Raw genomic sequence first — 14,231 nt, 5'->3', positions numbered from 1 at the left:
GGGGGGAAAGTCGTGGCTGAAGTGGAATTGCGGCGCATTTCCAAGATGTATGGAGGCCAGAAGGTAGTCAATGAAGTGAGCGCTCGTATTCTGCCAGGAGAATTTTTCGTGCTGGTAGGGCCTTCTGGTTGTGGGAAATCAACCACACTGCGCATGATTGCCGGGCTGGAGGAGATCAGCACGGGAGAGCTGTTGATTGGCGGCAAGCCGATGAACCAAGTCCCTCCGAGCGAGCGAAACATCTCCATGGTGTTTCAAAATTACGCACTTTATCCGCATTTGACGGTAAAAGATAATATTTTGTTTGGCTTGCAGGTTCGAAAAGTAGACAAAGCAGAGCAGGGCAAGCGGTTGGAGCGTGTAGCAGAGATGCTGGGCATCGCGCATCTTTTGCAGCGCAAGCCGAAGGAATTATCCGGGGGACAACGACAGCGTGTTGCACTCGGACGGGCTATCGTCAGTCAGCACCCTATCTGCCTGATGGACGAGCCGTTATCCAATCTGGATGCCAAGCTGCGCGGGCACATGCGTACGGAAATCCGTCGCTTGCAGCAAGAGCTGGGCATCACGATGATTTACGTTACGCACGATCAGGTGGAAGCGATGACGATGGCAGACCGCATGATGGTCCTGCGCGACGGAGAGGTTCAGCAAGTTGGAAAACCTCTCGACGTGTACAACCATCCAGCGAATTTATTCGTGGCGGAGTTTACGGGGGCACCCCCGATGAATACGGTACCTACCATTTGGCAGGCAGGAGATCAGGCAGGGATTGTGTTGGAAGGTCAGCATTTTTTGCCGCTTCCTATGTTTCACGGTATCAAGGACCAGACCCCGGTCGTTCTCGGTCTGCGTCCAGAGTCATTGCAGCCCGCCCTTGAAGGGCAATCTGTCGATGTTTCCTGCCAGTTCCCTGTCACTGTACAGGGAGTAGAGATACTCGGTTCTGAGACCATTGTGGAATTCACCGTGGGAGACAAGCTGTGGAAGGCCAAATGGAACGGGCAATGGCACTGCAAAAGAGGCGAAACCATGCATGTTCGTTTTGATCCAGCTCAGGTGAACGTGTTTGATGGAGAAACCGGAAAAAATCTAGCGGTTACGACCAATTGAGAAAAGAAAAGGGAGAGGTACTGCGATGCGTAAAGTTGTCAAAAGCTTGTTTGCGGTCGTCATGGGTATGAGTCTGATCACAGGGTGCTCCAGTGGCAATTCTTCGTCCACGAACAACGCGGCGGCGCAAGGAGCCAATTCATCAGGCAAAACAGAGCTGTCCTTCTATTATCCGGTTGCGGTTGGCGGACCATTGACCAAGATCGTGGATGGAATGGCAGAGGAATTTAACAAAGAAAACCCAGATATCACAGTCAAGCCAGTTTATACGGGCAGCTATCAGGATACAACGACAAAAGTACAGGCAGCTGTACAGGGCAAAACTCCTCCCGACGTAGCGGTGATGCTCTCCACTGAGCTACATACGATGATGGACATGGATGCAATCCTGCCGTTGGATGACTTCATTGCCAAGGATGGCGGCAGCGAATACGTAAATGATTTCTTCCCAGGCTTTTTGGCGAATTCCCAAGTAGACGGCAAGACATACAGCATTCCATTTCAACGCAGCACGATCGTGCTTTATTACAACAAGGACGCGTTCAAGGAAGTCGGCCTTGATCCGGAAAAACCGCCGACATCCTGGGACGAGCTGGTTTCGTACGCAGCCAAATTGAAAAAGGACGGACGCTACGGCGTCGAGATTCCTTCCTCGAGCTTCACTTATTGGATGTTCCAAGCGCTGGCCCTGCAAAACGGGAAGAACTTGATGTCCGAAGATGGGAAAAAAGTGTTCCTGGATACGCCAGAAAATGTAGAAGCTCTGCAATTTTGGGTAGATTTGTCCAAAAAGCATCAAGTCATGCCTGAAGGCGTCAACGAATGGGCGACTGTACCTTCTGATTTCTTGGAAGGAAAAACGGCGATGATGTTCCATACGACAGGCAACCTGACGAACGTGAAGAAAAGCGCGAAGTTTGATTTTGGCGTAGCGTTTTTGCCAGCGAAAAAGAACTACGGCAGCCCGACAGGTGGCGGCAACTTCTACATGTTCAAAGGAACGGATGAAAAGAAACAGGCAGCGGCATGGAAGTTCATTCGCTTTATGACCGAGCCTAAGCGCGCTGCTCAGTGGAGTGTCGATACGGGTTATGTTGCGACACGCAAATCTGCTTACGAAGAAGAGACGATGAAGCAATACGTCAAGGACTTCCCGGCAGCAGCGGTGGCTCGCGACCAGCTGGAATACGGTCATGCTGAGCTGTCTACACACAATAACGGCAAAGTGACAAAGCTCTTGAACGACACGCTGCAATCTGTAATCACGGGCCAATCCGAGCCTGTGGAAGCATTGAAAAAAGCGCAGGAAGAAGCGGACAAGATGCTGGCGCCGTTCAATAAATAAATCAAGCAAGGCAATGGGGGAGCGACAATGGGGGAACTACGCGCAAAATGGAAAGTGAACATGTACGCCTGGCTCTTGCTCCTTCCCTCCCTCATCTTCCTGCTGCTGTTTACCTTCTATCCGGTTATACAAACGTTCATACTCAGCTTTCATCAAGCGGATCTGGGTTCTCCAGAGCCGTTTTTTAACGGGATAGATAATTATAAACAAATGGTGGAAGATGAAGTGTTTTGGAAGGTGCTGACCAATAATATCTGGTTTGCCATCGGAACGGTGCCGACGAGTGTGGCTCTCGCGCTGGGTATGGCTCTGTTCGCCAATAAGGCATTACGAGGGAAGAGTTTTATCCGCACGGCTTATTTTTACCCGACAGTTGTTCCGATGATTGCCGTGGCGAACATCTGGCTGTTTATTTACACACCGGAGTACGGAGCACTTAGTCATGTGATGGAGTGGTTCGGAAAAGGCGACATGAACTGGCTCGGCGATCAGAACAATGTGATGTGGGCGATGATCTTCATGGTCATTTGGAAGGAAGCGGGCTATTTCATGATCTTTTATTTGGCGGGACTGCAAAACATTTCACAGGAGCTATACGAATCCGCCTCCATGGAAGGGGCATCGTCGTGGACGGTTTTTCGCCGCATTACCTTTCCGTTGCTTATGCCAACGACGATGTTTGTCAGTATTATCGCCTTCACCAACTCTTTCAAGCTGGTAGACCATTTAGTGATCATGACCAAAGGCGGACCGGATAATGCCAGCAATCTCTTGTTGTACTACATATACGAGACGGCGTTTTCTTTCTGGGATCAAGGAATGGCCTCGGCATTGACGATTGTCATGGTCGTGCTGCTCTTGTTAGTCGCTGCTTTTCAGTTTTTTGGTATGGATAAAAAGATTCACTACAACTAAGGGGGGATGGCAGATGCTTCGCAAAATCACAACGGTTGGCATGTACGGCTTGGCCGTTCTCTGGCTGTTTCCTTTGCTCTGGGCGGTCTGGACTTCCTTTCGCCCGAGGGAGCTGGCGACTTCGTGGTCGCTCAGTGCAAATTTTACACTCGACAACTTTGCGAAGGTGTGGGACGCAGCGCCCTTTGACCAGTACTATATCAATACCTTTTTGATCGTGACCGGTATTTTGGTGGCGCAAATGATTACGGCTACACTGGCAGCCTATGCCTTTGCGAAGCTGCAATTTTGGGGAAAGGATGTGCTGTTTGTCCTGTTCCTGGTCCAGCTCATGGTTCCGGCAGATATTTTGATTTTCCCCAACTACAACGTCCTGCGTGACTTGTCTTTGCTGGATACCAAAATCGGCATTATGCTGCCGTATTTCGCGTCTGCCTTCGGGGTCTTTCTGTTACGACAAACCTTCAAGACAATCCCGCACGAGCTGGAGGAGGCGGCACGGATGGAAGGCTGCTCCTGGTTCCAGATTTTGTGGCGGGTGTACGTTCCGTTAGCGAAGCCGACCTATATTGCGTTTGGTTTGGTCTCGGTCAGCTACCATTGGAACAACTTCATGTGGCCGCTGATTATTACGAATTCCGTGGAAAATCGTCCGTTGACGGTCGGTCTGGCGATTTTTGCCCAATCGTTTGAGACGGGGGCGCAGTGGGCCGAGGTAAGTGCAGCGACGGTCATGGTGATTTTTCCGTTGTTGCTGGCATTTTTGTTGTTCCAGCGGCAATTTATCAACAGCTTCATCCACTCCGGCGTGAAATAAGAGGGAGGGTCATGAATGATGAGAGACAAAAGCTCGTTTGCCGTATCCACCTATGCGTTATTTGATCTGTCCTTGCGTGATGCTATCTTTCAGCTTTTGCAGCATGATTGGAAGGGCATCGAGATTATGTGTGAAGAGAATCATGCCGACCTCTTGGACTGGTCGTGGGAGCAGCTGAAAGAGTTGAAGCAGCTGGGAGCCGAGAGAGGGATTGCCTGGTCGATTCATGCGCCGATTAGCGGCTGCAATCTGGCGGCGGACGCAGGACCAACCCGGGATCAAACGTTGGACAAGATGAAGCGTTGCCTGGAGATTGCCAGCTTTCTCGACTGCACGCACGTCGTGATGCATGCGGGGGAGGTAGAAGACCGACTCGCGGAGACAGAGCGTGCCAGAGGTGTGGAAAATGTGAGTCAGGTACTTCATGTGTTGACCTCCGAGCTGTCCGCAGAGAGTAGAACCATACTGACGGTCGAGAATGTTCCCCCTTATCCAAAAGTGCTGGGGTGGAACGTTGAGGATCTCGTGCATATATGCCGTCATGTAAATTCCTCTCGTGTGGGGATCGTGTACGACGTGGGCCACGCTCATTTGATTCGTCCGGGATATGCGATCGATGCATTGCAGAAGGTGCTTCCTTATTTGTCCGCTCTTCACCTGAGTGATAACTTTGGCAAGCTCGACGATCATTTGGCAGTGGGGGAAGGAACGATCCCGTTCGAGCCTATCCTGTCCCTTTTAAAAGACAATGGATCTGCGGGTCATTGGGTTGTAGAGACAAAGCAGCTTGGCTGGGCTGAGGTAAGTGTGGAACGGCTACTGAGGGCAGGAGGCAAATAACATGGACATGCAAACGATTTTAAAAACGAATCCGGTGATTGCGGCAACCGAACAGGATCGTCTGGGAGAGGCGATGGCGTCCCGAGCTTGCGCGATCCTTTTGATGTACGGAAAGCTGACCAAGCTGATGGAGGAAGCAGAAACCATCCGTAAGTCGAGCAAACCAATTTTTTTGCACACAGACCTCATGAATGGCTTGTCCAATGACAAAGAGGCTTTTCGATTCTTGTCCACCTATATCCAGCCAACGGGCATTGTCACTACCAAAGGACCGATGATTCGCGCGGCCAAAAAGGAAGGGATGCTGACGATCCAGCGAGTCTTTTTAATCGATTCGACCTCTCTTTCGACGACCATCAAAAACGTCTTGGAAAACCAGCCGGATGCGATTGAAATCATGCCGGGGATAGCGCCGTCTATTATTTCGTATATCAAGGAGCATTTGTCGCAGCCGATTATTTTGGGCGGGTTGATTTGGAATATGGAACAGGTCAACGAAGCATTGAAGGCTGGAGCAGATGCTGTTTCGTTGAGTAAGTCGGAGATGTGGAATCATATGACTGTTTAGGAGAATGGGCGGGTGTGAAAGCACCTGTCTTTTTTGTATGTAGCCTGTGCTACTCTATTTTCCTTTACAGGTAATAAAAGGGGTAGTATTATTGCGTTATTAAATTTTTACATTATATAGCATGAGGGAGAAATTTTACATTATGGAAACAATCCTCATCCAGAAAAACATGACAATGGATCAAAAAATGATTTTCCAGTCCGAGTACGGTAAAGTCCAGAAAAACTCCACGACAGCTATTCTCCTCTGTCTGTTCCTTGGTGGTCTTGGAGCGCATCACTATTATATGAACCGCGTAGTCCTCGGCATTGTTTATACCCTTTTATGCTGGACGTACATTCCTCTTATTATTTCTATCGTAGAATTATTCCTTTTATCTGGACGGGTTCGCCGTCACAACGAAAGAAAGGCGAAAGAGATCGCCGGAAAAATCTTATCGGTTTAAGGAGGGCGCTAAGGCGCTCTTTTTATTTTCGTTAGGACTGCGCATCCTCAACCTTGAACAGCCCAAAGTGGACACACATATTTGTTGATTTGTTCAGCAAAGCTGGATGTCCGCCTACTATTTTATCTGGTTTGCCATCCATTCATGTTTCTTACAGATATGTGTCCAAATGCCTACATGATTGGTAATCACACAAGAGTAATTTTATAATGTAGGTAACAAAATTCTACGATGAAGAAAATAACAGCGAAGTGACACCCTTCAGCGTGAAAAGAGGGTAATATGGAACCAATTCAACTGATGGAAGCAGCAGAGCATTTTATCCGGACATGCTATCGTGAACTGGACAAGACACCTGACGAAACCGAGCAACGGCTGCAAGAAGTGCGACAGATGATTCATCAGCAGGGATACTATGAGCATACAGCCGAAGAGCTTCGTCACGGAGCGAAAATGGCTTGGCGCAATAGTAATCGATGTATTGGGCGATTCTTTTGGGAATCGTTAATAGTAATAGATGAGCGGCAAGTCGAAACAGAAGAAGAGATGGCGCAGGCCTTGCTCCGACACATCGACTTTGCCACCAATGACGGGAAAATTCGCCCGACCATCACGGTATTTGCACCTTCTGTAGCAGGCAGAGCTCCCATGCGCATCTGGAATGACCAACTGATTCGCTACGCGGGATACGAGACAGAGTACGGCATACTGGGTGACCCGATTTCGCTTTCGTTGACGAAGCTATGTGAGAGCTTGGGATGGCAAGGGAAAGGCACAAACTACGACGTTTTGCCGCTTGTCGTGCAAATTGGAGATCGGACGCCGCAGTTTTTTGAGATTCCTCAAGAGCTGGTCTTGGAGGTGCCGATCGTGCATCCCGATTTGCCGGGATTTGCTGATATGAAATTGCAATGGTATGGGGTACCCATTGTTTCGAATATGCGCATGGAGATTGGCGGTATCGACTATTTGGCCGCGCCTTTTAACGGCTGGTACATGGGAACGGAGATCGGTGCGCGCAATTTTGCCGATCAAGAGCGATATAACATGCTACCAAAGGTCGCAGAGGTCATGGGGCTCGATACGAGCAGGGAAGCGACACTATGGAGAGACAAAGCGCTCATCGAGCTGAATGTAGCCGTCCTGCATTCCTTCAAGGAAAAAGGAGTATCGATTGTCGATCACCATACGGCGAGCCAGCAATTCAAGCGATTTGAGGAAAGAGAAGAGAAATGTGGTCGACCCGTTACTGGTGACTGGACATGGCTGGTTCCGCCGATCTCCGGAACAGCTACACACATTTTCCACAGTCTGTACGACAACTCAATCCATACGCCGAATTTCTTTTACCAGGACAAGCCGGAGCTCGGAAATAAATAAGGCTTTCAAATGTCGCGAACATGCTTCGCGGCATTTTTTTTGCACGCGATGTCACATGCAGGGTGATATGGTGCGTTATACCAGTTGGAAGGAGGGAGAGAGTGGACACGAAACAGATAGGAGAACTCGTGGATGAGATCATTCAGGGAGCGGATGACCGCTACGCTATCATCATGAAAAGCTACCAAACCCCCATATTTCACTACTGCTATCACATCTTGGGGAATCGATGCGAAGCGGAAGATGCCACACAGGAGGTCTTCTTCAAGGCTTATCGCAGCTTGAAAAAATACAGTCCAATCATGCCGTTCGCAGCTTGGCTTTATAAAATAGCCTATCACCACTGCATCGATCTCATCAGAAAAAGGAAATGGACAAGATTGTTGCCATTTTTGATGCAGGACAAAGAGTCTCAATCAGACATCGAGCGGCATATTGAAAATGTTTATTTTAGTGAGGATGTATTTCTTGCCATGCAGACACTCTCGGTAGAGGAAAGAACGCTTCTCTTGCTACGAGGCGTGGAAGAAAAGACGTACGAGGAAATTTCCTTGATCATGAACAAAAATGCTGCGAGTCTGCGCAAAAAATTCGAGCGTACGGCATCGAAGTTCCGATCCGCTTATTCTCCTTTAGGGAAGGGAGGGTCAACTCACGATGAGTCGAAACAAATCGCACGAGAGTATTAAGGAGCTGTTCAACGACCCGCGCATCCCTCAGGAGATTGACATTAGCCATCAAGTGATGACAAAAATCAAACGAGAGAAGGAGAGATTTTTTGTGAAGTATAAGGTAAGTATTTTGGTTGCAATCGGATTAATCGCAAGTATTTCGTCGGGGTATGCTGCTGTTCAATACTATCAGTTAAAGAGCCCACAAGGTGAGGTGCTGTATCAGGAGAAGGATATATCGCAATATGAAGGGAAATCGAAAATTGTGAAAGAGGTCGATCCTGAAACGGATGCTTTATACAATAAACGCTGGGAAATTGAGGATTCTCTTGAGCCGGGGACTGCGGCAGCACTGTATATCGTTGCAAACAATCCGAAAAAGCTTGTTTTCACGGTATCAACCCCGTTCTCGTATACCACTCTGGCTGATGTTCAAAAGAAAGTGGGAGAAGGAATCGTTGTACCAAAGACATTGCCAGGAGGCTTTACCTTCTTAGATGCTCAATTGGCGAATGATATCAAAAACCAGTATGACAAAGAGGCTTTGTATAAACAGGCCGAAAAGGAAAAGAAAGAATTCGTCATGCAGCCCTTGGAATGGACGAACGAGCTGGATTATATGTATGCGACATACAAGGATTCAGCGGGAAGCTATTTAAATTTCAACATCACCAATTACGAAGATGTTGAGGGTAACACAACGTATGTAGTTGACCTGGATAATCAGAACAAAGAGGTAATAAAGGTAGGTAAAATTGAAGTGCTTTATACAGAAGAAGCTAGAAAAGACCAGGTTAGCAAAAGAATTGTCTGGGTAACAGAGGCTTCCGGAAAGAAATTACAGTACGAAGTATCGACAGACGGAGACAAATTGAATAAGGATACGATCAGCGAGTTCGTCAATGCTGTTGTTCCGAAAAACAAATAGCTCTTTCTTCACAAATAGAAACCCCTGAATTCTGCTACTGATTCGGGGGTTTTGCCTGTATAAGTAGATTCTTCAATCAGGTGAGTATACTCGGAGAAACGAGGATGCGCGTTGAGTTAAGGAAAATTTTAGTTTTACCCCACGATTTTGTTTAACATTTCCTCTTACCCTAGATTTAGCAAGTAAGAGAATTACTTGCACATAAAAAGGAAATGAAAAGGAGCGAGACCAATGAAAAAGAAATGGATGACAACTGCATCAGCATTGTTACTTACTGGGGTGATTGGTACTGTTATACCGTATGCAACCACAACAGCAGATGCAAAAGTAAACGTAGAGGAAAGAAATAACCTAGACCTAAAGATTACATTCGTTTTTTCTAAGGATGGCCAGGCAGTAACCATTAAAGACAGTCAAATAGGTGAGCACAAGGCCACGGTTAAAGATCTCTCCGAGAAGTTAGGTATTAAGGCAGATGATCTTAATCTATCTTCCTATATGATTGAAATGAAACCAAATGCGACAGGCAGCAAGATCGTTGTCAAAGAAACTTCCTTTAAAGGTGAAGTAAAAGAGTATGAGACGAGCGATAATGATGTTCTCATGCTGTTCGGTCTTCACAAAGTAACGAAATAAGCCGGTAAGGTAACTGCCGCATGTAAAATAGCCTCACCATGCACCGTTTCAACACCCCTTTTGTGTAAAAAATAAGGGTTCTCTCCCCGAAAAAATAAAGCTACCAATGTCGCGAACATGCTTCGCGGCATTTTTTTGTGATGGATTGTAAAGGGCATCTCGGAGAACGAAAAAGATGGGCAGAGCAAGCTCTTTATGCTAAAATTGCCGATAATGATTATCAATTTCAAATTCCGTTGAAGGAGAGGTTCTTTTGAGAATGAGGAAATCAGGCTTAGACAAGATCATAATGATAGCCCTTATTATAGTCATGCTCAGCATGTTATCAGCCTGCGGACAGACACCAGCCAATCCAACTGCTCAACCTGCGCAGGAAAAGCCAGGTAATGAGAGTGACAATGAATACATCACCTACGAGGCGTTTAATGGCACAGTGAGAATACCTAAGGACACAAAACGGGCTGTGATACTTGCAGACAGCTATGTTGGACATTTTCTGACGCTGGGGATCAAGCCTATCGGTATCACGGACCATGCTATGGAAAACCCGTATTTTAAAGGGAAGCTAGACGGTATCGAAAGCGTGGGCGACGGAACATCGGTAGAAAAAGTACTGGCGATGAATCCTGATTTATTGATTGTGTTTGAAGGGGATAAGAATATCGAGCAGTTCACCAAAATAGCTCCAACGGTAGTGATTCAATACGGTAAGAAGCCAATCCGTGAAGAATTGCGGGAGTTTGGCAAAATGACAGGAAGAGAAGACAAGGCGAATGAGTGGATTGCCGAGTGGGACAAGAAAATAGCTGAGGCAAAACCTAAGGTGCAAGCATCGGTAGGAGATAAAACCGTTTCGATTCTGCAGCCATACGCCAAGGGGATCTATGCGTTTGGCCACAACTTCGGAAGGGGCGGAGACATCATTTACGGCGAATTCCGGTTGAAGGCCCCGAATGCCGTACAAAAAGAAGCCATTGATAGCAATACTGGCTGGGCGGAGGTCTCGCTTGAAACACTGCCGGACTTTGCGGGAGACTACATTTTTACCAGTGCATGGTCCGGAGATGATGCCAATCCGGAGGGTGTATACAGTACAAGCGTTTGGAAAGGCTTGTCGGCAGTAAAAAATAACAAGGTTTTTCAGATTGATCGGAAAGGCTCCTATTTTAATGACCCGATCTCCTTGGAAGCGCAATTCAAGCTCATTGTAGAGAAGTTAACGTAGAAGAAAAACCCCCGAAACACATGTAGCAAGTATGCCCTGCTACGAGTGTTCGGGGGTTGTTTATTTAGCGGTTGTAATAGCTGCTAAGAGCTGGGAGCAAACCTAATGGATTTTTTCGCAAGTCCTTGGCACTAAAGAAAATGCTGCCCTGAACCTGAGGAACCATCGCGTTGTAATTCAACTGGTTGATAATCTCCTGGGCACTTTGCCAGCCTGCTTCAGCCGTTCCCAACTTGTAAGGGGAATGACCGATGTAAAGCTTGACGTTCGTCCCCTGTACTTCGTTTGCCCACCAAGTAACGAGCTTGTCGTATTGGGCAGGGGCGAAGGAAAGGCTCCAATAAATTTGCGGAGTCACATAATCAATCCACCCTTGCTGAATCCATGTGCGCACATCAGCAAACATGTGGTCATAAGCAGTAACGCCAGCTTTTGTATCGGAGCCGGTCGGATCGACGTTGCTGTTGCGCCATACACCGAATGGACTGATCCCGAACTGAACGTGAGGCTTGACGCTCTTGATGGATTGATTCAATTGTTGAACAAACTGATTGATATTATCGCGGCGCCAGTCTGCTTTGGACACGATTTTTTTGTTGTTGTAAGCTTTGAATGCTGCATCGTCTGCAAAGGCGACATTAGAAGGATAGAAATAGTCATCCAGATGGACACCATCGATGTCGTAGCGCTGCACGACTTCCATTACTTCATTGATAATTTGCTGACGTGCCGCCGGAATACCCGGATTGATGTACAGCTTTTTATTGGCATTCACAATCCAGTCAGGATGCTGCTTGATCACGTGATTCGCTGGCAATTGGTCTGTTTTTGCATCTGTAGTGGCACGGAACGGGTTGAACCAAGCATGGAATTGCATCCCGCGTCTATGCGTTTCTTCTACCATAAAGGCAAGCGGGTCGTAGCCAGGATCTTTCCCTGGAGTTCCCGTCAAAAATCTCGACCATGGAGTGAGTGCAGATGGATACAGTGCATCTCCAGATGGACGAACCTGCACGAAAGCAGCGTTCATTCCCATGGCTTGCAGCTCATCGAGCAGCTGTATGTATTCTTGTTGCTGCTTTGCTGGATTTCCGTATGAACCGGAAGATGGCCAGTCCAAATTGTAGACCGTAGAAATCCATACCCCGCGCAAATCGCCATTTGTCACGACAGGTGTGGCTGGTTCCATTCCGCCAGTTTCACTCAATATATCCTGTGGTGGCGGAGTCATGGTAGCGACGTTGCCGCTTTGCAGGCGAATGGTTCTTGTTTTGTCTTCCCATTTTACCGTAAGGCCCAACTGCTCAGAGACAAAACGCAACGGAACCATAATTCTTCCTTGCTTGTTCTGAACCGAAGCATCGAGTGGGACGCTGTTGTTGTTCACAAGAGCGTTCTTTTGATTAACCTTCAGCGACAACAAGGTATCTTGCTTACTGATCGTTGCGGTTTGAGACTTTGGATCCCAATTTACTTCGGCACCCAGATTTTCACCGATCACCCGCATGGGAACCATCGTTACGTCTGCTTTTGGAACAATGTACGGAGCGACGTCACTTTTGATTTGTTGCCCGTCCAAATAGATGCTGATGCCAGAGGATGTCTGCGCGGCTTGCACGGATATCCCCATCGTTGGAATACATAGTACGAACATTAGCAAAAGCATAAACCACTTGCGTACCTTCATTTTTGCCAATCCTCCGACAAGTATAGATTTGCTTAATACATTAGCCAATTCGTTAGACGCTTTATTATATCGCTTTGTTACGCTCAAGTGGGAAGATAATTGTCACGATTCGCTCCATTTCGGTAAAAAAAGACGAGACTCATCGAAGCAAGGGAACCACCCAAGCTGATCTGGCATAGGCAGAAGCATATGTTGTTTTCCTTCTGGTCATGGGACGAAAGAGAGGGAAAGGAGTGCAAGCATGAGTTCTTTTCTTGCGCCAAAGGCACCGATTGTTTTTGTTCCGGGGCTGTTTGGGTCGATGAGTGATCAAATTATTCCGGGTACTGGTGACTGGGGCTTCGGGTTTGCCCGAACCGCTTACGAGCCATTTATCCGTTTGCTTGGAAAAATGGGTTACCCCCTCAATGAACAATTGTTTGTAGCCTTTTATGATTGGCGAAGGCAGATCGATATTTCAGCCGAGCGCTTTTTGCTGCCTGCCATCGAGCGAGCGAAGCAAACGACAGGTTCGCCTTATGTCAATCTCATTTGCCATAGCATGGGGGGCCTTGTTGCTAGAGCCTATGTCCAGAGCGAATTTTATCAAAACGATGTAGATCAGCTGCTCATTTTTGCGACTCCCAACGCAGGATCGCCTGTCGCCTACAGCTATTGGGCAGGAGGGAAGCTCCCGCGCTCCGTGTCTGCCAAAAGAAATGTCGTGGAGCTATACATGAATGTATATCTGGCCTATTTGGAGCAAAGCATCCCTTTTCATCGTATACAAGCTATTCACAGACATTTTCCCAGTCTCCTTGATCTCACTCCATCAGCAGCATATGGCGATTATTTGCTGGAGAAAAACCAGGGGGTAGAAGCCTTCGTACCTTATGGGCAGATGGTCGTGAAAAATCAATACATGGACTACTTGAACGCAACGATGGGGATTATCGCAGCCCGCAATATTCGCGTCACGCTGGTAGCTGGCATCGGACACGAAACGATTCATTACCTGCGAACAGTCCCTTCGCTGTCTCCCGATAAATGGGTCGATGGAAGAGTAGTTGGCTCGATCAATAGTGACGCTGGGGATGGGAGTGTCATGGCAAACAGTGTATTCGCGCTGGAAGGTGAGCGTTATTACGTAGAGGCGACACATCTGGAGATTCTTTATAAAAGTGAACCGCTTCTCCGACAATTGCTAGAGTAGGGAGAAAAAAGAGGACCAAGCCGGGGAGATCCCTGGACTTGGTCCTTTAGATGAGCTACGCTTTCTTGTTTCTACGATACATGATCGAAATACCGATCAAGATCGAAACGATACCTGCAACGATAGGGAGTGGGTTAGCTTGTTCTCCAGTCTGAGGCAATACTTTACCTGTTGATGGAGATTCGTTGCTGGTTTCCAAAACGTTGGAGTTATTGGCCGCTCCTGAATCGTTCGGTTTGCTCGTATTTCCTGTTTGATTCAACTCCCCGGAAGTGTTGGGGTTTGTAGTGTTGTTGTTTGCATCAGGAGTGCCCGGTTGATCCGAGTTACCAGGTTGCTCTGGGTTACCAGGTTGCTCTGGGTTACCAGGTTGGTCTGGGTTGCCAGGTTGATCCGGTTTGCTAGGTTGATCCGGTTTGCTAGGTTGATCCGGTTTGCTAGGTTTATCTGGTTTGTCTGGTTTATCCGG

The 14,231-nt window shown here is 47.6% G+C and carries 15 protein-coding genes; 13 read left to right on the top strand and 2 right to left on the bottom strand.

What is annotated here, in order from left to right; genetic code table 11:
• Positions 1–12 precede the first annotated feature (12 nt).
• The 12 genes from C7R94_RS21465 (at position 13) to C7R94_RS21405 (ending at position 10,883) form a co-directional block, all read left to right on the top strand.
• Positions 13–1,113: an ABC transporter ATP-binding protein gene (locus C7R94_RS21465; protein WP_106784491.1), complete on the top strand. Its 1,101-nt coding sequence runs from the start codon at positions 13–15 to the stop codon at positions 1,111–1,113.
• A gap of 25 nt (positions 1,114–1,138) precedes the next feature.
• Positions 1,139–2,458, top strand: a complete 1,320-nt coding sequence (locus C7R94_RS21460; RefSeq protein ID WP_106784489.1) for an ABC transporter substrate-binding protein — start codon at positions 1,139–1,141, stop codon at positions 2,456–2,458.
• A 27-nt stretch (positions 2,459–2,485) separates the two neighbouring features.
• Positions 2,486–3,373, top strand: a complete 888-nt coding sequence (locus tag C7R94_RS21455) for a carbohydrate ABC transporter permease (RefSeq protein ID WP_106784487.1) — start codon at positions 2,486–2,488, stop codon at positions 3,371–3,373.
• Positions 3,374–3,386: 13 nt separating this feature from the next.
• Positions 3,387–4,190: a carbohydrate ABC transporter permease gene (locus tag C7R94_RS21450; RefSeq protein ID WP_106784485.1), complete on the top strand. Its 804-nt coding sequence runs from the start codon at positions 3,387–3,389 to the stop codon at positions 4,188–4,190.
• 18 nt (positions 4,191–4,208) lie between these two features.
• Complete coding sequence (locus C7R94_RS21445; RefSeq protein WP_106784734.1) at positions 4,209–5,030, top strand: sugar phosphate isomerase/epimerase family protein; 822 nt, start codon at positions 4,209–4,211, stop codon at positions 5,028–5,030.
• A 1-nt stretch (position 5,031) separates the two neighbouring features.
• Positions 5,032–5,598 (top strand): glycerol-3-phosphate responsive antiterminator, encoded by a 567-nt coding sequence (locus tag C7R94_RS21440; protein WP_106784483.1) that lies wholly within the window; start codon positions 5,032–5,034, stop codon positions 5,596–5,598.
• Positions 5,599–5,740: 142 nt separating this feature from the next.
• On the top strand, positions 5,741–6,043 hold the full coding sequence (locus C7R94_RS21435; RefSeq protein WP_158264698.1) for an NINE protein: 303 nt from the start codon (positions 5,741–5,743) through the stop codon (positions 6,041–6,043).
• A 282-nt stretch (positions 6,044–6,325) separates the two neighbouring features.
• A complete protein-coding gene (locus C7R94_RS21425; RefSeq protein ID WP_106784477.1) occupies positions 6,326–7,423 on the top strand; it encodes a nitric oxide synthase oxygenase in 1,098 nt (365 codons plus the stop codon).
• A gap of 101 nt (positions 7,424–7,524) precedes the next feature.
• Entirely contained in the window at positions 7,525–8,112 is a 588-nt protein-coding gene (locus C7R94_RS21420) for an RNA polymerase sigma factor (protein WP_106784475.1), read from the top strand.
• Positions 8,081–9,022: a hypothetical protein gene (locus tag C7R94_RS21415; protein ID WP_106784472.1), complete on the top strand. Its 942-nt coding sequence runs from the start codon at positions 8,081–8,083 to the stop codon at positions 9,020–9,022. Before C7R94_RS21420 ends, C7R94_RS21415 begins: the two co-directional genes overlap by 32 nt.
• A 231-nt stretch (positions 9,023–9,253) precedes the next feature.
• Positions 9,254–9,658, top strand: coding sequence for a hypothetical protein (locus C7R94_RS21410; RefSeq protein WP_106784470.1), 405 nt, complete (start codon positions 9,254–9,256; stop codon positions 9,656–9,658).
• 259 nt (positions 9,659–9,917) lie between these two features.
• On the top strand, positions 9,918–10,883 hold the full coding sequence (locus C7R94_RS21405) for an iron-hydroxamate ABC transporter substrate-binding protein (RefSeq protein ID WP_106784468.1): 966 nt from the start codon (positions 9,918–9,920) through the stop codon (positions 10,881–10,883).
• Between the two features lie 64 nt (positions 10,884–10,947).
• Here C7R94_RS21405 and C7R94_RS21400 read toward each other — a convergent pair whose 3' ends face one another.
• Positions 10,948–12,570, bottom strand: coding sequence for a family 10 glycosylhydrolase (locus tag C7R94_RS21400; RefSeq protein ID WP_106784466.1), 1,623 nt, complete (start codon positions 12,568–12,570; stop codon positions 10,948–10,950).
• Positions 12,571–12,811: 241 nt separating this feature from the next.
• Here C7R94_RS21400 and C7R94_RS21395 point away from each other — a divergent pair, with 241 nt between their 5' ends.
• Complete coding sequence (locus C7R94_RS21395) at positions 12,812–13,762, top strand: lipase/acyltransferase domain-containing protein (protein ID WP_106784464.1); 951 nt, start codon at positions 12,812–12,814, stop codon at positions 13,760–13,762.
• A gap of 55 nt (positions 13,763–13,817) precedes the next feature.
• Here the strand turns inward: C7R94_RS21395 and C7R94_RS21390 are convergent.
• Positions 13,818–14,231 (bottom strand): LPXTG cell wall anchor domain-containing protein (locus C7R94_RS21390; protein ID WP_146142814.1); only part of this gene is annotated, 414 nt, incomplete at its 5' end.

Origin of the sequence: Brevibacillus sp. NRRL NRS-603, assembly GCF_003013445.1 — a bacterium.
GTDB lineage: Bacteria > Bacillota > Bacilli > Brevibacillales > Brevibacillaceae > Brevibacillus > Brevibacillus formosus.
Note: the sequence above shows the minus strand (reverse complement) of the source record. Positions and strands in the feature narration are given on the sequence as shown.